The sequence below is a fragment of the Salegentibacter haimaensis genome, assembly GCF_054121495.1.
This window is the reverse complement of the sequence record NZ_JBSYGH010000002.1, coordinates 126,359-144,485: the sequence shown is the minus strand read 5'-3', so window position 1 is coordinate 144,485 and position 18,127 is coordinate 126,359. Positions and strand designations below refer to the sequence as shown.

Here is an 18,127-nt window from a genome sequence, read left to right as displayed (position 1 = left end):
CCTGCGCTCTTAAAATTTGAAAATCGAAAAATTGATAATTTATATCTCCAAATTCCTCCCCTTTGGGGAGGCCAGGAGGGGCTTTTAATCGGCGATATTCGGATTCAACCATTTCCGGGCTTTCTCTTCGGAAATTCCTTTCCTGGAGGCAAAATCTAAAACCTGGTCATCCTTGATTTTTCCCACGCCAAAATACCGGGATTCAGGGTTGGCAAAATAATAGCCACTAACGCTGGATGCCGGCCACATTGCCAGGCTTTCGGTAAGTTTTACCCCAATGCGTTTTTCTACCTGCAGCACTTCCCAAATACTTATTTTCTCCAAATGATCGGGACAGGCCGGATAACCTGGCGCAGGGCGAATTCCTTTATAGTTTTCTTTTATCAGGTCTTCGTTGCTTAGATCTTCATCGGCTGAATAACCCCAATGCCTGGTACGTACTTCTTTATGCAAATATTCGGCAAAGGCTTCAGCCAGGCGATCGGCCAGGGCTTTGACCATTATCGAATTATAGTCGTCGTGATCTTTTTCAAATTTTGCAGCCAGTTCTTCGGTTCCAAATCCGGTGGTCACACAAAAACAGCCCAGGTAATCCTGAATTTTACTCTCCCGAGGCGCAATAAAGTCGACCAGCGCGAAATTGGGCTGGTCACCGTGTTTTTTAAGTTGCTGCCTAAGCGTTCTGAAAACTTTGGTCTTTTCTTCGGAATTCTCCTCATAACGGATTTCAATATCGTCGTCTCCAACAGAATTAGCCGGGAAAAGACCAAAGATCGCTTTCGCCTTCAGGAGTTTTTCATCCAGAATTCGCTTCAGCAAAATTTTAGCATCTGCAAATAGCGATCTGGCCTGCTCGCCCACCACCTCATCTTCGAGAATCTGCGGATATCTTCCGTGCAAATCCCAGCTTCTGAAAAATGGACTCCAATCTATATAATCCAACAACTTCTCCAGTTCAAATTCCTCAATCACCTGAATCCCGGGTTCATTCGGAGCCTTGATCTCTGAAGTTCCCCAATCTATTCTAAACTTATTTTCCCTGGCCTCCTCCAAACTTAAATAAGTTTTATGCTTGCTACGCTTTTTAAAATTCTTCCTGAATTTATCATATTCTTCCTTGAGATCGCTCATATATCTTTGGCGAGAGCTTTCTTTCAAAAGATCGCCCACCACAGTTACCGCCCGGGAGGCGTCATTGATATGGGCCACAGCACTTTGATATTCGGGATCGATTTTTACCGCAGTATGTGCCTTCGAAGTGGTAGCCCCACCAATTAAAAGCGGCACCTTGAAATTCTGCCGCTGCATTTCTTTGGCCAGAAAAACCATCTCGTCCAGCGATGGAGTGATGAGTCCGCTAAGGCCTATAACATCTACATTTTCGGCCTTGGCAGTTTCGATGATCTTTTCTGGTGGTACCATCACCCCCAGGTCTATGATCTCATAATTATTACAACCCAGCACCACACTCACGATGTTTTTTCCAATATCGTGAACGTCGCCTTTTACGGTTGCCATTAGTACGCGGCCAGCCGATTGGCGTTTGGCGGACGAGGAAGCTTCGATGAAGGGTAATAAATACGCCACCGCTTTTTTCATCACCCTGGCCGATTTCACTACCTGTGGAAGGAACATTTTCCCGCTTCCGAAGAGATCGCCCACCACATTCATCCCGATCATCAAATGACCTTCGATGACTTCAATGGGTTTTTCGGCTTCCTGCCGGGCCTCTTCGATATCTTCAATAATATAGGCATCGATACCTTTAACCAGGGCGTGGGTGATTCGATCCTGAAGCGGATTCTCCCTCCAGGAAAGGTCGATCTTATTCTCCTTTTTAGAACCCACTACGGTTTCGGCAAAATTCAACAAGCGCTCGGTAGCATCTTCGCGCCGATCCAGGATTACATCTTCCACGTGCTCGAGCAAATCTTTTGGGATTTCATCGTACACCTCCAATAAGGACGGATTCACAATTCCCATATTCATCCCGGCCTTAATCGCGTGGTACAAAAACACCGAGTGCATCGCCTCCCTTACGGGATTATTTCCGCGGAAGGAAAAGGACACATTGCTCACACCTCCACTCAAACTCGCGTGAGGCAGATTTTCCTTGACCCAACGCGTGGCTTCGATATAATCTATCGCATTTCTTTTATGCTCGTCCATCCCGGTGCCTACCGGAAAAATATTGAGATCGAAAATGATATCTTCCGGAGGAAAATTTACTTTTCTTACCAAAAGATCATACGAACGTTTTGCGATCTCTATACGGCGCTCATAATTATCGGCCTGGCCTACCTCATCGAAGGCCATCACGATTACCGCCGCTCCATAGCGTTTGATCTTTTTGGCGTGTTCTAAAAATTCAGCTTCGCCCTCTTTGAGGCTAATCGAATTCACCACGCATTTTCCCTGCACCACCTGAAGCCCGGCTTCGATGATTTCCCATTTTGAACTGTCTATCATTATAGGCACCCTGGCGATATCGGGCTCGGCTACGATAAGGTTAAGGAATTTCACCATCGCTTCTTTGCCTTCTATCAACCCGTCATCCATATTGATATCGATGATCTGGGCACCATTTTCAACCTGTTCCCGGGCCACGTCCAGAGCTTCTTCAAATTTTTCTTCCTTGATTAACCGCAGAAACTTTTTAGAACCGGCCACGTTGGTGCGCTCCCCTACATTTACAAAATTGCTTTCAGGAGTAATGACAAGCGGCTCCAGGCCAGATAATTTTAATGCTCTCTTCTCTGCCATAATCTATACGCTTTCCGGAATTTGTGATTTTTTCAAGGGCCTTGGTTTATAATTTTTCGCTATTTCTGAAATAGCCCTGATATGCCCAGGCGTGGTGCCACAGCAACCACCCAGAATATTCACTAGGCCTTTTTCCAGGTATTCTTTTATCTGGCTTGCCATTTCTTCGGCATCCTGGTCGTATTCCCCAAAGGCATTGGGAAGACCCGCATTGGGGTAGGCCGAAACCCCGGTTTCAGCGTAACGATTTAAAACTTCAAGATGCGGAGTGAGTTGTTTTGCGCCCAGGGCACAATTAAAACCTATACTTAATAACGGAATATGAGAAACCGAAATCAAAAAAGCCTCGGCGGTTTGGCCCGAGAGTGTTCTCCCCGAAGCATCGGTAATCGTACCGCTTACCATAACAGGAATATTTGTTTGTAACTCCTCCTTAAGTTCCTCGATAGCAAAAAGTGCGGCTTTTGCGTTCAGGGTATCAAAAACCGTCTCAACCAACAAAATATCCACTTCTCCTTCAATCAGCGCCCGGGCCTGTTGCTTGTAGGCCAGTCGTAATTCTTCAAAAGAAATAGCTCTGAATCCGGGATCGTTCACATCTGGACTCATACTCGCGGTTTTATTGGTTGGTCCAATCGCTCCGGCAACGAAACGTGGTTGATCAGGATTCTGAGCTGTAACTTCTTCAGCTACTTTTTTGGCAATTCTGGCCGACTCATAATTGAGCTCATAGACCAGGTCTTCCATCTGGTAATCGGCCATCGCGATGCTGGTACCAGAAAAAGTATTGGTTTCCACGATATCAGCGCCGGCTTCGAAGTATTTGCGGTGAATGGCCGCAATGGCTTCAGGCTGGGTTAGAGACAAGAGGTCGTTATTTCCCTGCAGGGAAACCGGCCAGTCGGCAAAGCGTTTTCCGCGGAAATCTTCTTCGGTGAATTTATACTCCTGAAGCATAGTGCCCATCGCACCATCCAGGATCAATATTTTATGTTTGAGTTGTTCTTCTAATTTTGACATAATATCGCAATAAATCGCATCAAAAAAAGAAGCAGGAAAGAAGCTTGTTTTTGTTATCTATCTGTGCCCGTAGCAGAGTAGAATTTAGCACCTTCTCCCATTACAGGAGGGTTGCCAAGGTTTCACAGGGTCTATTCCCTCAACCTTTCTTGATAACGATAGTAAAAAATGAACTTTGAACCGGCAAATATAAGGGGCGAACTTTAATTCACAAAGCCAGCCCCTTATTTTTAAGGATTTCTGAATTTTATTGGCTTAATGCCCAGTTTATTCTGGAATAAGGAAAATCACCCTCAATTAATTCTGAATTAAATAACCTCCTGACCATTGACTTTAACCGCAAATGTGATTTCAGCCGCCTTTTCCAGCATTTTGGAAACCGAACAATATTTTTCCATCGAAAGCTCCACCGCTCTTTTGGCTTTGGCAGCAGGGATGTCTCCCTTGAGCAGAAAATCCAGGTGAATTTTTTTAAACACGTTGGGAACTCCTCCCTCTCTAAAACCTTCTACTTCAACCTGTAGATCTTCGGGTTCCAACTTTTGTTTTTTCAGAATCATTACCACGTCTATGCTGCTGCAGCCGGCTATGGCACGAAGCACTAAATCCATAGGACTCGATCCTTTTGGCTCTTCCTCGGTTTTATTGTCGAGCAGTACCACATCACCGCGTTCGTTTTTGGTTTCAAAAAGATAATTATCGTTTAAGCGCTTCAGCTGAATTTTCATAGAATTTAATTTTTATCAAATTTAGGAAAAAGCTGGAGAAAATAGACCTCACTAGCCTACAGACCTCACAGGTTTCAAAAACCTGTGAGGTCTAAACTTAAACCACCCCGGCCTATCGGCCACCCCTCCTTAAAAAGGAGGGGAGCATCCTATACACTAATGCTCTGTACCACTTCTTTTTTCGCCTCTTTTTTGCTTCCGTCAAAACCGGTTACCCCACCAACGGTGGTGTATTTCAATACGTATTTTTTATCGGGATAGATACGGTTATAAGCGCTTTGACACATAAGAGCCGCCTCGTGAAAACCGGAAAGGATCAATTTCAATTTCCCTTTGTAGGTATTTACATCGCCTATGGCGTAAACGCCGGGGATATTGGTTTGATAATCGTAAGAGTTATCTACCTTGATCGCGTTTTTTTCAATTTCCAGACCCCAGTTTCCGATGGGCCCCAGTTTTGGCGACAAGCCAAACAGCGGAATAAAATCATCGATTTCCCTGAATTCCTCACCTCTAGCCACATCCTTATGTCGAATCACCACCTGCTCGAGCTTATCTTCTCCCCGCAGGCCAACCACCTCGGCATTGGTGATCATCTCTATCTTGCCGAGTTTTGCCAGTTCTGAAACTCTTTCTACCGAATCCAATGCTCCCCTGAATTCTTCGCGTCTATGCACCAGGGCTACTTCAGAAGCTACATCGGCCAAATAAATCGCCCAGTCTAAAGCCGAATCGCCACCCCCGGCGATCACAACCCTTTTATCGCGATAAACCTCTGGGTCTTTGATAAAATAGGAAACCCCTTTATCTTCAAAATCGGCGATATTCGGGATTGGCGGTTTTCTGGGCTCGAAAGACCCCAAACCACCGGCAATGGCTACCACCGGGGCGTGGTGTTGGGTGCCTTTATTTGTGGTGACTATAAAGGTACCATCGTCCAGTTTTTCCAGCGTATCGGCACGTTCACCTAAGGTAAATCCCGGTTGAAAAGGTTTTATTTGCTCCATAAGATTTCCTACCAGGTCTCCCGCTAAAATTTCAGGAAAGGCGGGAATGTCATAAATGGGTTTTTTCGGATAAATCTCGGAACACTGCCCGCCGGGTTGCGGTAAGGCATCTATTAAATGCGTCTTCAGCTTTAATAAACCTGCCTCAAATACGGTAAATAGTCCGGTTGGGCCGGCTCCTATTATCAGGATATCAGTCTTAATCATCGGTCTTGTTTTTTGCTTTTAATGATTCGGTTATAGTATTCATTTGTGCCACTTTGGCTTCAAAATCGCCTTTTATGGTGCTTCGGTATTCATTTAAATTTTCTACCATTTTATTTACATTTTCAGGAATCACCTCTTCGAAAAATTGCCTTAGACGTTTTGCCGTGGTGGGGGATTTTCCATTGGTGGAAATCGCAATTTTCACGTGTCCTTTATTTACAATTCCTCCCATATAAAAATCGCAGAGTTCGGGCGTATCGGCGATATTGGCCAGCAGGTAGCGCTTTTTAGCATCCCGATGAATTCTCTTATTGAGTTTCTCATTATTAGTGGCTGCAATCACGATATGGCGCTTTTTTAAATATTTCCTGCGGTACCGCCCCTTTGTAAGTTTTGCGCCGTGCTTTTTGGCCAGCTCTTCAGTTTCGGGCAAAAACCATTTTGCTACCACTTCTACATTGGCATTGGGGCTTGATTTAAACAGAAAATGCAGTTTTTCGTGGCCCACATTTCCGCCGCCAACCACCAGAATGTTTAGCTGGTTCACCTTTAAAAAAACCGGGTATAATTCGTTTCTTTCTTCCATAAGTCGGCCCCCTAGCCCCTCCCGATAGCTATCGGGAGGGAATTTATTATTACTGATTCTTGAATTGCGTTCTGCAATACTGGCTCTAATCTTCTGCTTTCTCTTACCACCTCGCCAATCACGATAATTGCAGGAGCCGTTAATTGCCTTTCAGCAACCACTTTTTCGATACTTTTTATAGTTCCAAATCCTGATTTTTCATTATCGGTAGTTCCATTTTGAATGATGCCTACGGGGCAATCTTTTTTCCCGTTTTCCCTGAAAACCTCAACGATTTCTTTCAATTTTCCCATCCCCATCAGGATCACCACCGTTGCCGTAGATTGTGCAGCCAGGCGTACATCTTCAGATAGTCTTTTCTGACTGGTAGTCCCGGTGATCACCCAAAAACTTTCTGAGGTGCCTCTTTGGGTTAAAGGAATTCCCACATTGGCCGGCACCGCAATGGATGAAGTTATTCCCGAAACCACAGCAGTTTCCAATCCGTGTTTTTTAACGAAATTGATCTCCTCAGAGCCCCTTCCGAAGATGAAGGGATCGCCTCCTTTGAGTCTTACCACATGTCCCCGTTCGAGCGCAAATTTCACAATAAGCTCATTGATCTCGTCCTGGGAGAACCTATGTTTGTCTTTACGTTTTCCTACAAAAATGTGCTCTGCCTGCGGCGCATAGTCCAGCAGTTCCCGGTTTATTAGGGCATCATATAGCACCACTTTTGCCGATTTCAATACATTAACCGCTTTTACAGTGATTAATTCAGGATCGCCCGGCCCGGCACCTACCACACTTAATCTTGCTGAATTATACATTTTGTACCTCCTTTGTTCTATAGGCATCTACCCTTTTCAGAAATAGCTGCGCGTCTTCTAAATATTTACTGGCGAAAGCCTCTGAAGGCTCATTTTCATTCAACTGGTAAGCGAAATCTTTGAAAGAAGTCGCTAATTCAATCTTACCGGTTGACACGAACAATTCATCGAACTGGGAAATGATCCCTGCCTGGGTATTGGTCTTCAAATCTTCAGAAAGCAATAAAGCTTTTGCCGAATTCACGATCGAAGTATAGGAATGATAAATACTGTCGGCCCAGGCCTTACGCTCAAGAGCGCTTTTTGCATTATCTATCTTCTCTTCGCTTTCAAATAAAAGCGTAGCGATAAGGTCTATGACCACCCCGGCGCATTCGCCCACTCCCACTGCCTTGATATAAGGCTTTTCGTGACCCCAATCCACAAAATCATTTTCGCTGAGATTGGTAGTATCGGCCAGGTCTTTTAACAAATCGTAGAAATAGGTCTTGCCCTGGCGATCGTAATAGTCTGCGAATTTTTCTTCGGAAATTGAATTAGTCTCAAAATCATTCAGCAAAATTCGAAGAGCTTCGGGACCGCGTTTGCTGGGCACTTTTACTACTTTATCTGCAAATCGACCTTTTCCGTCACCCAGGGTGCCGCCCCCAAGCAACACCTGAAGCGCAGGCGCCACCTGTTTGCCCACTTTGATCGACATTCCCTGAAACCCGATCTCGGCCATATTATGCTGCCCGCAGGCATTCATACAGCCGCTGATTTTTATGGTGATATCTTTCCCATTGGAAAACTGAGGAAATTCCTCTTTCAACACATCTTCCAGCACATCGGCAATCCCTGTACTGCTGGCGATTCCCAGGTTACAGGTATCGGTTCCGGGGCAGGCAGTGATATCGACGGTTTTATTATATCCCGTTTCAGCAAATCCCAGCTGCTTTAATTCTGAATAGAAAAATGGCAACAATTCCTCCCTCACGTGACGAATTAAAATATCCTGCCTTAGGGTGAATCTCAATTCGTTCCCGGCATATTTTTTTATGAGATCTGCCAGTTTTCTGGCCGCCCCGGTGTAAAAATCGCCAAGCGGCACCCGAATCCCCACAGCAAATAAGCCTTTTTGCTTCTGTGGAAAAACATTGGTGTTTTTCCAGGCTTCAAATTCTTCAGAATTGATTTCCACCTTAGGCAAGTCTATCTGCTGAAGCGGCGGCACTGCCTCAAATTTTTTAATCTCAAAAGCCGGAACATTTTGTGAAAGTGCGGTTTGCTGTGCTGCCACCAGCTTCATAAATTCTTCTTTACCTATATCCTTGATGAGATATTTCATTCGGGCTTTCATTCTTTTGGCCCGCTCGCCGTGGCGATCGAAAACCCGCAAGACTCCTTCAATAAGCGGAATTAGTTCTTCAACCGGAAGAAAATCGTAAAGTTCGTCGGCGTGGCGGGGCTGCGAACCCAGGCCGCCGCCTAACATTACTTTAAAGCCGCGTTTTCCGTCTTTCAGTTTTGCGATAAAACCAAGATCGTGAATGTAGCTTAGTGCCGTATCTTCTTCAGAAGAAGAGAACGAAATTTTAAATTTTCGGCCCATTTCCTGGCAAATGGGATTCCGAAGAAAAAATTTAAAAGTTGCTTCGGCATAAGGCGAAACATCAAATGGCTCCTTAGGATCGATTCCCGCTGTAGGCGATGCCGTAACATTTCGCACGGTATTTCCACAAGCCTCCCTAAGGGTGATGTCGTCTCTTTCCAGCTGCGCCCATAATTCGGGGGTGCGATCCAGACTTACGTGGTGAATCTGAATATCCTGCCGGGTAGTGATATGCAGCCTTCCGGTAGAATATTCATCGGAAACATCGGCGATTCTATGCAGTTGTTCCGAAGTCACTTTACCAAAAGGCAGTTTTATTCGAACCATCTGCACTCCAGCCTGGCGTTGCCCGTAAACTCCACGAGCTAAACGCAGGCTTCGGAATTTTTCCTCATCGGCCTTTCCTTCGCGGAAAAGGCGTATTTTCTTCTCCAAATCCAGAATGTCTTGCTCGACAACGGGATTTTCAATTTCGGTTCTAAAACTTTGCATAATCTTTGTTTTTGTGCCTTTTGGCAATTCGGTTAATCTAATTCTCCGGATTTCCGGAAATAAAAAAGTCCTTTTTCGGCTTTACCTAAAAGGACTTTTTATAAATGAGTTTATAAAAAACACTCCCAGGTAGGCGGCCGGCGCATACACATTCTCCACATCTTATGTGCTTTACAAAAATTCACTAATTTTCTATTTAATAAATCCGACTCCGGCAGTGGTATTGGTTTGCGTATCTACCAAAATGAACCTGCCGTTGGCTTTATTTTCGTTATAATTATCGGCAAACAGGGGTTTGCTTAATTTCAGGCTCACCTTGCCGATTTCGTTTAGCTTAAGCGAATTCGCTACTTGTAGCTCTTCAAAATTTGTGGAAACCTGCCCGTCGATTCGGTCAATTTTTGCCAAAACCTCGCGGGTATTATGCTGCAACACATATTTGGTCCCGGGCAGAAGGGCTTTACCATCCATCCAGCAAATTGTTGCATTGAGTTCGCGGGTTTGTTGCGGCTCCTCTCCAGATTTCACCAACATATCTCCCCGGGCCACATTGATATCATCGGTCAGACTAATGGTAACCGAGCTTCCCGCCGGGGCTTCGTCAAATTCCTCCTCAAAAAAAGAGATGCTTTTAATGGTGGAAGTGGTTAGGGATGGCAATACGGTAACCTCATCGCCCACTTTAAAGCTGCTTCCGGTGATCTTCCCGGCATAGGCGCGATAATCGTGAAATTCTTCAGTTTTTGGACGAATTACGGTTTGCACCGCAAATCTTGCCCGGGACTCTTCTCGGAAATCTTCAGTTTTGATATTTTCTAAATGCTCTAAAACCGTGTCACCAGAATACCAGCTCATCGCCGACGAACTTTCAGCAATATTTTCTCCCCAAAGCGCCGAAACCGGGATAAAGGTGATTTTTTGCTCTTTGAAGTCGCTTTTTTGTTGCAGTTCCTTGAAATCGGCAACGATCTCGTTAAAGACTTCTTCAGAATAATTCACCAGATCCATTTTATTTACCGCCACGATCACTTCTTTTACCCGAAGCAGGTTGTTGATAAAAAAGTGTCGGTAGGTTTGCTCGATCACTCCTTTTCTGGCATCGATCAAAATGATAGAAGCCTGCGAGGTAGAAGCCCCGGTCACCATATTTCGGGTATATTCCACGTGGCCGGGCGTATCGGCAATGATGTAGCTTTTCTTAGGAGTGGAAAAATAAATATGGGCCACATCTATGGTAATACCCTGCTCCCTCTCGGCAACCAGGCCATCGGTAGCCAGGGAAAAATCGAGGTAATACAAACCATTTCTACGGCTGGCTTTTTCAATGGCCTCAATTTTATCGGTTGTAAGCGAGCGGGTGTCATAAAGCAATCGCCCTATAAGCGTACTCTTACCGTCGTCTACACTTCCCGCCGTTGCTATTTTTAAAACTTCCATTTTTAATTTTTTAGAGTTGCGGATTTAAAAATATCCCTGTTGTTTTCTGGTTTCCATCGCGGCTTCAGAACGTTTATCGTCTATTCGGGCGCCGCGTTCTGAAATGCTGGATTCTCTAATTTCCTGAACTATTCTTTCAATAGAATCGGCTTCCGATTCCACTGCGGCGGTACAGGTCATATCGCCAACAGTTCTGAATCGCACGGTACGCAGCTCGGTTTTTTCATCTTCTTCCCGGTATACATATTCTGAAGCCGACCAAAGCAAACCGTCGCGTTCAAAGATCTCACGCTGATGCGCGTAATAAATCGAGGGAATTTCAATTCCTTCAGCAGCGATATAGCTCCAAACATCAAGCTCGGTCCAGTTGGAAATAGGAAAAACCCTTACATTCTGTCCAATTTCGATTCGCCCGTTGAGCATATCAAAAACTTCGGGCCTCTGATTTTTTTCATCCCATTCTCCAAAATCATTTCTCACCGAGAATATTCGCTCCTTGGCCCTGGCCTTTTCCTCATCGCGGCGTGCCCCACCAATACAGGCATCGAATTTAAATTCTTCTATAGCATCTAAAAGCGTGTTGGTTTGCAGGGAATTTCGGCTGGAATATTTGCCTTTTTCCTCGATGGCTTTTCCGTTATCTATATCGTCCTGCACATTTCTCACGATTAGTTCAAGGCCTAATTCGGCTACCAGTTTGTCGCGAAATTCGATGGTTTCCGGAAAATTATGCCCGGTATCTATATGTAGGAGCGGAAAAGGAATTTTCCCAGGGTAAAAGGCTTTTTGAGCCAGCCGCACCAGCGTAATAGAATCCTTCCCGCCCGAAAAAAGCAAAACCGGATTCTCAAACTGCGCCACTACCTCCCTGAAAATATAAATCGCCTCGCTCTCCAGGCTGTTTTGTTTTAAAATTCTTGTCATTTCTTTCTAATTTTAGGCGTGTAACCCACATTCCCGGTTAGACAATACCTTGGTTGGATCGAAGTATTTGAATTCATTGGGCAAATTATGCTTCTTCAGATAGGTGTCCAATCTTTCATCGTCCCAATGGTAAAACGGACTCACTTTCAAAATCCCATCTTTACTGTAACTCAAAATATCGATACTGTCTCTAAAAGCGGTTTGGCCCTTGCGCAGGTTGGTGAACCATACATCGGGTTTTTGTTGTTTCATTGCCCGCTGAAATGGTTCCAGCTTTACCTGCCTGGTAAACTCTTCGTGCTGGGAAGAATTTACCTCGGGAATTCCGCCAAAAATCGCATCTCTGTAAGCTGCGGTTTGCTTTGGAGAATAGAGCTTTACATTTAAATCTAATTGCTCGATCACCTGGTTGGCGTGCCGGTAAGTCTGTGGGGTATTGTAACCCGTATCGCACCAAATTACTTTAATGTTAGGCTCAATTTTGGAAACCGCGTGCAAGATCGCCGCCTCATAGGGCCTGAAGTTCGTGGTAACCACCGGCCTTCCGGCGTTGGAAAGCACCCACTGTATGATCTCTTCAGGGCTAATTCCTCGAAACTGCGCGTTTAGCTCCTTTAACTGATTTTCACTAAGCTTTTTCATATTTATTCCTTTCCAAAGTTTATGGCGTTCCACAGCCGTTCGTGCCCAAAGTATAATATCATTTTTGTTACCAACTCTACCGATCCAATGGCCAGGGCAGTTTCTACCTTCCCTGTTAACACCCAGCTTATCACAATGGTATCAAGGGTGCCTACAGTTCTCCAGCTTATGGTCTTAAGGACGCTGCGTATAGGCTTCTCGCCAGAACGATCTTCCTTGAAGGTCTTTTCAGCCTGCCGGGTTTTTAATAACATAAGCATTGTTTCTTCTTATTTTCTATTACCCTATCGGGCAAGTAGGTTTTAAAGCAAAAATACTTTTCACAATCGGGACCACCAATTAATACGTGGCTAAATTTCAGTCTTTAACATTTATTTCTTCACTCTGGCAAGATCGGCCAGTGTATTCTCTCCCAAAACCTTAAGCGTGCTATCCCTCACCTGTATCATTAAAGCGTGAACCGAACAGGTCGCCTCATCGGGACAGTCGTCGCACTTTTCATAATAATTAAGGCTTACGCAAGGCACCATTGCAATAGGCCCTTCCAGAACCCGTATCACCGAGGTCATCTTGATCTCCTTTGGTTCTTTAATTAGATAATAGCCCCCACCTTTGCCTTTTTTAGAACCGAGAAATCCGGTTTTGCGCAAGGTGAGCAGAATGCTTTCGAGGAATTTCAGGGAGATATTCTCGCTTTTTGAGATTTCTGAAGTTTGTACGGGTTTTTTATCCTCCCGGGAGGCGATATAGGCCAGGGCCTTGATCCCGTATTTGGTCTTTTTTGAAAGCATTTCACGAAGATACTTAAATAAATATTTTACCCGAAAACCGGAATTGAAATACTGTTTAAGAATTCTTCCTGATATTCCTTCAGCTACTTCCAGCGGCAGGTCAATTAAAGTCGTCGCACTGCTACCCCATTTCCCTGTTTCCTGAAATTCATTCATCTTAATTGCTGTTTAAGGCCTGAGCCAGATCATTAATTATATCTTCGGGGTGTTCCAGTCCTACCGAAACCCTCACCAACCCATCAGTAATCCCGGCTTCCAGTCTGTCTTCCTCGCTTAATTTGCTATGTGTGGTTGAGGCCGGATGCGTCACTATACTGCGGGTATCTCCCAGGTTTGCCGACCTCGAACAAAGCGCAATTGCATTGATGAATTTCCTACCGGCTTCAATTCCTCCTTTAATTTCAAAGGAAATTATATTGCCCCCGGCCTTCATTTGTTTTTTTGCGATTTCATATTGCGGATGCGACTTTAAAAAAGGATATTTTACCTTATCGGCATTGGGCTGCGTCTCCAGAAATTCGGCTACTTTCAAGGCGTTTTCACAGTGCCGGTCTAAACGCACAGGCAAAGTTTCCAGGCTTTTTGATAAGACCCAGGCATTAAATGGCGATAAAGCCGGGCCGGTGTTTCGGGAGAACAGGTAAATTTCTCTAACTAAATCGGCATTTCCTACCGTTACGCCACCCAGCACTCTGCCCTGCCCGTCGATTAATTTGGTAGCCGAATGTATGACCAGGTCCGATCCAAATTCTATGGGATTTTGCAAGTAGGGCGTCGCAAAGCAATTATCTATAATTAAAATCAGATTGTGTTTTTCAGCAATTTTCCCCAGCAGTTCGAGGTCAAGAATATCAACCCCGGGATTGGTGGGGCTTTCAGCGAAAATGATTTTGGTCTCGGGCCTAACTAAGTTCTCGATTTGATCTACCTCATCTACATTAAAGTAGCTATGCGAGATATTCCACTTCGGAAAAAATTTGGTAAACAAACTATGAGTTGAACCAAAAACCGCCCTGGCCGAAAGGATATGGTCCCCGCTATCAAGCAATGCTGCCAGCGTCGAAAAAACAGCGCTCATCCCGGTTGCGAAGGCAAAGCCTGCCTCGGCGCCTTCCATTTTAGTGATTTTCTCAACAAACTCTGAAGTGTTGGGGTTGGTAAACCGGCTGTATATATTGCGCTCTTTTTCTTCAGCAAAGGAGGCTCTCATATCCTCGGCATCTTCAAAAACATAGCTCGAAGTGAGATACAGCGGTGTGGAATGCTCCAAAAACTGCGTTCTTTCGGTTTGGGTTCTTATGGCTTCGGTTTCAAAATACATCTCGTTGGTTTTTCCCGATAAACGGGATTAATATTTTCCGAGGTCTGCCTCGAAATTTAATTTTTATACCTCACACGGGTTAGCCCTGAGGTAGTTTCCTGTTTTATTAATTAAGCCTTTGCGATAATTTCAGGACATCGCTAACCACCCCACGGGCGGTTACTGCAGCCCCGGCCCCGGCTCCCTGAATCACCAAGGGCTGATTTCCATAGGATTCAGTATAAATTTCAAAAATGTTATCGGCTCCTTTAATCTGGCCCAGGGCAGTGTTGCGGGGTTCAGAAATGAGTTTGGCTTCGAGGCTGGCCTTCCCCACCCGAATTTCACCTATATAGCGCAGCACGTGATCTTTCGCCAGATTCTGCTTATGCTTTTCAAAAATTTCATCTAATTCTGAAATTCTTTGCTGAAACTCTGCTGCGGAAGTTTTTCCGTTTAATTTTTCGGGAATAAGCGATTGAATTTTCACTTCCTTCAGTTCTTTTTTCAGCTGAAGCTCCCTTGCAAGAATTAACAGTTTTCGCCCCACATCATTTCCTGACAGATCCTCGCGGGCATCGGGCTCGGTAAAACCTAATTCCCCGGCCTGTTTTAAAACTTCAGAAAAACCCGATTCAGAATCTGAAAAACTATTAAAAATATAGCTCAGAGAACCCGAAAACACCCCACGGATTTTAGTCACTTTCTCCCCGGCCTGGTGCAATCCCTGCACGGTTTGCACAATTGGCAAACCTGCACCCACATTGGTTTCATAATAGAAATGCTTCTGATGTGTTTCCAGTTCCTTTCTCAATTCGGTATAAAATTCATCGGAAAGCGTGTTGGCCACTTTGTTGGCCGCTACCAGGTTGAAACCACTGCGCACCAGCTTTGGATATTCCAAAACCAGGTTCTGGCTGGCTGTAGCGTCTACCGCGATAAGATTTTCCAACTTGTTATTTTTGCTGAATTCCAGAATATCCTTTAACTCGTAAGATTCCGATTTGGTTGCCAGCTCTTCCTTCCAGCTTTCCTCTATGCCTTCAGATTTAAATAATGCTTTTCGCGAATTGGCAATTACGGGGATTTCCAACTTTATCCCCTGTTCTTTCCATTTTTGTTTGGTATTGAGAAGTTGGGTGATAAGCGTGCTTCCCACATTACCTACTCCAAATATGATGATGTTTATTTTTTTCATTTGATTGAATTCTTGCGGTTTTTTCGCTCCTCTGGAGCTCTATTTCTCTTTATAACCAGCTTTGTGAGTCTAAGACTCTACCTGACTCTTTTTCAATTTTATCGGTTTTAAAAACCGGTCGTAAAAAACGGGCGAGTTGAGAGGCTTCGATTAGAAAAGCATCGTGCCCGTGAATCGATTTAATTTCGTGAATGCTCACATTGGGTTTGGCCAGGGATAAGTCTACATAGGTTTCCCAATTTTCATCGGCCAGAAAAAACCAATCTGAATTCACCGTTATAATATGAATATGACCTTCAATCTTTTTGGCGGCCTCCAGGTGATTTCCGCTGCCGTTGCTAATATCTATGGTAGTTAGCAGATGGTTCATCAATTTATATGAAGCCAACTGAAATCTTTCCTCCAGTTTATCGCCGTGATATTGTAACCAACCTTCTACCTTGTAACAGGCTTTTTGTTCTTCCCTGCTTCGATTAAATTTTTTGGTAAGCGATTGCGGCGTACGATAAAAGGTCATCGCGTGCATACGCGCGTCTTTCACAGGTGCATTCGAGTTATTTAAAATTTGCTCCTGTACCTTGCAATTTGCCAGCACCCAGTCGGTCGCCTTATAATCGGTCGCTATGGGAATGATATTTTCGGCCAGTTCCGGTTTAAGTGCGGCGAGTTCCCAGGCCAGTGCTCCGCCAATAGAGCCTCCAATAATCGCATATAATTTTTCAATTCCTAAAGCTCCCAGCGCTAAGGCCTGGATTTTTGCAATATCCTTTAACCTGAATTCCCTGTAATTCTCAATAAGATCTTCTTTTTTTCCGTTGAATCCGTTACCCGGAATATTAAAGGCCAGAACAGCATAGTGCTCTGTATCGATTGTTTTCCCGGGGCCTACGATCCCACTCCACCAACCATTCTCCCCGGTGATTTGGGAATTACCGGTGAGCGCGTGATTCACAAGCACGATGGGAGCAATTTCTAAAGGCTGCCCAAAGTGCTGGAAACTCAAGTTTATGTCCTGGAACCTTCCGGCGGAATTTTCAAAATTTTTTAAACAGATCTCCTGAAGCATATTTTCCTTTTTTCGAAAGGCCTTAAGGGAAAAGACTTAACCTGGATGCTTTTCCCTATAGCCTTCCAACCAACAAATGATTATACCAATGCTTTTTTTCCAATTTTTGAAAACGCTTCTTTTAGATCGTTCTTCAGGTCTTCCACATCTTCCAGTCCAACCGATAATCTTATAAGATCCTGGGTAACCCCGGTGGTCGCCTGTTGCTCCTCGCTTAACTGCTGGTGGATGGTACTTGCGGGGTGAATGATGAGCGATTTAGTATCCCCAATATTGGCGAGCAAGGAGAAAAGTTTGGTCTCATCGGCAACAACCCGGGCCGATTCGTAGCCGCCTTCAACTCCAAAGGTCACCACTCCGCTTTGCCCCTTCGGAAGGTATTCCTGGGCCAGCTTATAATATTTGCTATTCTCCAGCCCCGGGTAATTCACCCATTTCACCTCGGGTTGCTCCTGAAGCCATTTGGCCAAAGCCAGGGCATTTTCGCTATGCTGTTTAATTCGAATTTCCAGAGTTTCCAATCCCTGGATTATCTGAAAGGCATTAAAAGGGCTCAATGCCGCGCCATGATCGCGCAATCCTTCAATTCTAACTTTGGCGATGAAGGCAGCTTCTTTTAAAGCTTCGTGGTACACCAGGCCGTGATAGCCGGGTGAAGGTTCGGTGAATTCAGGAAATTTCCCGTTGGCCCAGTCGAATCTTCCGGCGTCGATAATGGCACCTCCCAGGGCCGTTCCATTTCCATTGATGTATTTGGTAAGCGATTCAATTACGATATCGGCCCCGTGTTCAATAGGCTTCAGCAATGAAGGGGTAGCCACTGTATTATCTACAATAAACGGAACCTTAAATTCTTTGGCTTCCGCAGAAATTGCTTTAAGATCTAATACATCGAGTTTTGGATTCCCAAGGGATTCCACAAAAAAGGCCCTGGTATTTTCTTTGGCCGCTTTTTTAAAGTTTTTTGGATTCGAAGGATCAACAAAGCTAGTAGTGATTCCCAGCCTGGGCAGGGTTACACTAAGCAAATTATAAGTGCCGCCATATAGACTGTTGGAAGCCACAATATGATCTCCGGCTTTCAATAAAGTTAGAAGAGTTGTGTTGATTGCAGCCGTTCCCGATGCGGTTACCACTGCTGCTATTCCTCCTTCTAAAGCGGCAAGCCGCTGCTCGAGAATATCGTTAGTGGGATTGTTGATTCGGGTGTAGATAAAGCCCGGTTCGGCCAGAGAAAACAGATCGGCGGCGTGCTGCGCATTTTTAAAAACATAAGAAGTCGACTGGTAAAGAGGCACGGCTCTGGTTCCTGCGTTAGCGGTAACATCGTGGCCTGCGTGAAGTGCGTTGGTTGAAAATTTTTGAGTACTCATGATATTAGTTTTTTAAAGTTTTGATTCTTGATTTTAAGAGATGCCCACCTTCGTGAGCATTATGCCTAAGGCATAAAAAAGTCCCCCTGGAATTGCTATTACCAGGGGGACTTGAATTGAACTCTAAACAAACTAAGTTACATTCTGTTCTGGCAATAGCATTTCATGTGCATACACATACACATCATCATAA

At 44.7% G+C, this 18,127-nt stretch carries 16 protein-coding genes and 1 riboswitch; all 16 genes read right to left on the bottom strand.

Annotation, left to right across the window (positions count from 1 at the left end; translation table 11 throughout):
* Positions 1–84: 84 nt before the first annotated feature.
* Positions 85–2,763, bottom strand: coding sequence for a methionine synthase (gene metH / locus ACW6QP_RS03945; protein ID WP_457909543.1), 2,679 nt, complete (start codon positions 2,761–2,763; stop codon positions 85–87).
* A gap of 3 nt (positions 2,764–2,766) precedes the next feature.
* Positions 2,767–3,783: a homocysteine S-methyltransferase family protein gene (locus ACW6QP_RS03940; RefSeq protein WP_457909542.1), complete on the bottom strand. Its 1,017-nt coding sequence runs from the start codon at positions 3,781–3,783 to the stop codon at positions 2,767–2,769.
* A 50-nt stretch (positions 3,784–3,833) separates the two neighbouring features.
* Positions 3,834–3,942, bottom strand: a riboswitch (SAM riboswitch).
* Positions 3,943–4,091: 149 nt separating this feature from the next.
* Positions 4,092–4,511, bottom strand: a complete 420-nt coding sequence (locus ACW6QP_RS03935) for an OsmC family protein (RefSeq protein WP_457909541.1) — start codon at positions 4,509–4,511, stop codon at positions 4,092–4,094.
* Between the two features lie 149 nt (positions 4,512–4,660).
* Positions 4,661–5,725, bottom strand: coding sequence for an NAD(P)/FAD-dependent oxidoreductase (locus ACW6QP_RS03930; RefSeq protein WP_457909540.1), 1,065 nt, complete (start codon positions 5,723–5,725; stop codon positions 4,661–4,663).
* Positions 5,718–6,311, bottom strand: a complete 594-nt coding sequence (locus ACW6QP_RS03925; RefSeq protein WP_457909539.1) for a precorrin-2 dehydrogenase/sirohydrochlorin ferrochelatase family protein — start codon at positions 6,309–6,311, stop codon at positions 5,718–5,720. Before ACW6QP_RS03925 ends, ACW6QP_RS03930 begins: the two co-directional genes overlap by 8 nt.
* Before the next feature lie 11 nt (positions 6,312–6,322).
* Entirely contained in the window at positions 6,323–7,120 is a 798-nt protein-coding gene (gene cobA / locus ACW6QP_RS03920) for a uroporphyrinogen-III C-methyltransferase (RefSeq protein ID WP_457909538.1), read from the bottom strand.
* A complete protein-coding gene (locus ACW6QP_RS03915) occupies positions 7,113–9,203 on the bottom strand; it encodes a HEPN domain-containing protein (protein WP_457909537.1) in 2,091 nt (696 codons plus the stop codon). The genes cobA and ACW6QP_RS03915 overlap by 8 nt, the downstream gene beginning before the upstream one ends.
* A 192-nt stretch (positions 9,204–9,395) precedes the next feature.
* The gene (locus tag ACW6QP_RS03910; RefSeq protein WP_457909536.1) at positions 9,396–10,640 is read right to left on the bottom strand and encodes a sulfate adenylyltransferase subunit 1; all 1,245 of its coding nucleotides are present in this window, start codon (positions 10,638–10,640) and stop codon (positions 9,396–9,398) included.
* Between the two features lie 24 nt (positions 10,641–10,664).
* The gene (gene cysD, locus ACW6QP_RS03905; RefSeq protein ID WP_457909535.1) at positions 10,665–11,564 is read right to left on the bottom strand and encodes a sulfate adenylyltransferase subunit CysD; all 900 of its coding nucleotides are present in this window, start codon (positions 11,562–11,564) and stop codon (positions 10,665–10,667) included.
* A 12-nt stretch (positions 11,565–11,576) separates the two neighbouring features.
* A complete protein-coding gene (locus ACW6QP_RS03900; protein ID WP_457909534.1) occupies positions 11,577–12,206 on the bottom strand; it encodes a phosphoadenosine phosphosulfate reductase domain-containing protein in 630 nt (209 codons plus the stop codon).
* Between the two features lie 2 nt (positions 12,207–12,208).
* Positions 12,209–12,466: a DUF2061 domain-containing protein gene (locus ACW6QP_RS03895; protein ID WP_457909533.1), complete on the bottom strand. Its 258-nt coding sequence runs from the start codon at positions 12,464–12,466 to the stop codon at positions 12,209–12,211.
* Positions 12,467–12,577: 111 nt separating this feature from the next.
* Entirely contained in the window at positions 12,578–12,997 is a 420-nt protein-coding gene (locus tag ACW6QP_RS03890) for an RrF2 family transcriptional regulator (protein WP_457909648.1), read from the bottom strand.
* A 157-nt stretch (positions 12,998–13,154) separates the two neighbouring features.
* Positions 13,155–14,318, bottom strand: coding sequence for a trans-sulfuration enzyme family protein (locus ACW6QP_RS03885; RefSeq protein WP_457909532.1), 1,164 nt, complete (start codon positions 14,316–14,318; stop codon positions 13,155–13,157).
* Between the two features lie 106 nt (positions 14,319–14,424).
* Positions 14,425–15,495 (bottom strand): aspartate kinase, encoded by a 1,071-nt coding sequence (locus ACW6QP_RS03880; RefSeq protein WP_457909531.1) that lies wholly within the window; start codon positions 15,493–15,495, stop codon positions 14,425–14,427.
* A gap of 49 nt (positions 15,496–15,544) precedes the next feature.
* Positions 15,545–16,561: an alpha/beta fold hydrolase gene (locus ACW6QP_RS03875; protein ID WP_457909530.1), complete on the bottom strand. Its 1,017-nt coding sequence runs from the start codon at positions 16,559–16,561 to the stop codon at positions 15,545–15,547.
* A gap of 80 nt (positions 16,562–16,641) precedes the next feature.
* The gene (locus ACW6QP_RS03870; RefSeq protein WP_457909529.1) at positions 16,642–17,934 is read right to left on the bottom strand and encodes an O-acetylhomoserine aminocarboxypropyltransferase/cysteine synthase family protein; all 1,293 of its coding nucleotides are present in this window, start codon (positions 17,932–17,934) and stop codon (positions 16,642–16,644) included.
* Between the last annotated feature and the right edge of the window lie 193 nt (positions 17,935–18,127).

Coding starts and splice junctions, on each gene's coding strand:
- ACW6QP_RS03880 (WP_457909531.1), bottom strand. CDS start 15,495: ATGAAAAAAATAAACATCATCATATTTGGAGTAGGTAATGTGGGAAGC.
- ACW6QP_RS03895 (WP_457909533.1), bottom strand. CDS start 12,466: ATGCTTATGTTATTAAAAACCCGGCAGGCTGAAAAGACCTTCAAGGAA.
- ACW6QP_RS03910 (WP_457909536.1), bottom strand. CDS start 10,640: ATGGAAGTTTTAAAAATAGCAACGGCGGGAAGTGTAGACGACGGTAAG.
- cobA (WP_457909538.1), bottom strand. CDS start 7,120: ATGTATAATTCAGCAAGATTAAGTGTGGTAGGTGCCGGGCCGGGCGAT.
- ACW6QP_RS03935 (WP_457909541.1), bottom strand. CDS start 4,511: ATGAAAATTCAGCTGAAGCGCTTAAACGATAATTATCTTTTTGAAACC.
- ACW6QP_RS03940 (WP_457909542.1), bottom strand. CDS start 3,783: ATGTCAAAATTAGAAGAACAACTCAAACATAAAATATTGATCCTGGAT.
- ACW6QP_RS03885 (WP_457909532.1), bottom strand. CDS start 14,318: ATGTATTTTGAAACCGAAGCCATAAGAACCCAAACCGAAAGAACGCAG.
- ACW6QP_RS03925 (WP_457909539.1), bottom strand. CDS start 6,311: ATGGAAGAAAGAAACGAATTATACCCGGTTTTTTTAAAGGTGAACCAG.
- ACW6QP_RS03870 (WP_457909529.1), bottom strand. CDS start 17,934: ATGAGTACTCAAAAATTTTCAACCAACGCACTTCACGCAGGCCACGAT.
- ACW6QP_RS03915 (WP_457909537.1), bottom strand. CDS start 9,203: ATGCAAAGTTTTAGAACCGAAATTGAAAATCCCGTTGTCGAGCAAGAC.
- ACW6QP_RS03930 (WP_457909540.1), bottom strand. CDS start 5,725: ATGATTAAGACTGATATCCTGATAATAGGAGCCGGCCCAACCGGACTA.
- cysD (WP_457909535.1), bottom strand. CDS start 11,564: ATGACAAGAATTTTAAAACAAAACAGCCTGGAGAGCGAGGCGATTTAT.
- ACW6QP_RS03890 (WP_457909648.1), bottom strand. CDS start 12,997: ATGCTTTCAAAAAAGACCAAATACGGGATCAAGGCCCTGGCCTATATC.
- ACW6QP_RS03875 (WP_457909530.1), bottom strand. CDS start 16,561: ATGCTTCAGGAGATCTGTTTAAAAAATTTTGAAAATTCCGCCGGAAGG.
- metH (WP_457909543.1), bottom strand. CDS start 2,763: ATGGCAGAGAAGAGAGCATTAAAATTATCTGGCCTGGAGCCGCTTGTC.
- ACW6QP_RS03900 (WP_457909534.1), bottom strand. CDS start 12,206: ATGAAAAAGCTTAGTGAAAATCAGTTAAAGGAGCTAAACGCGCAGTTT.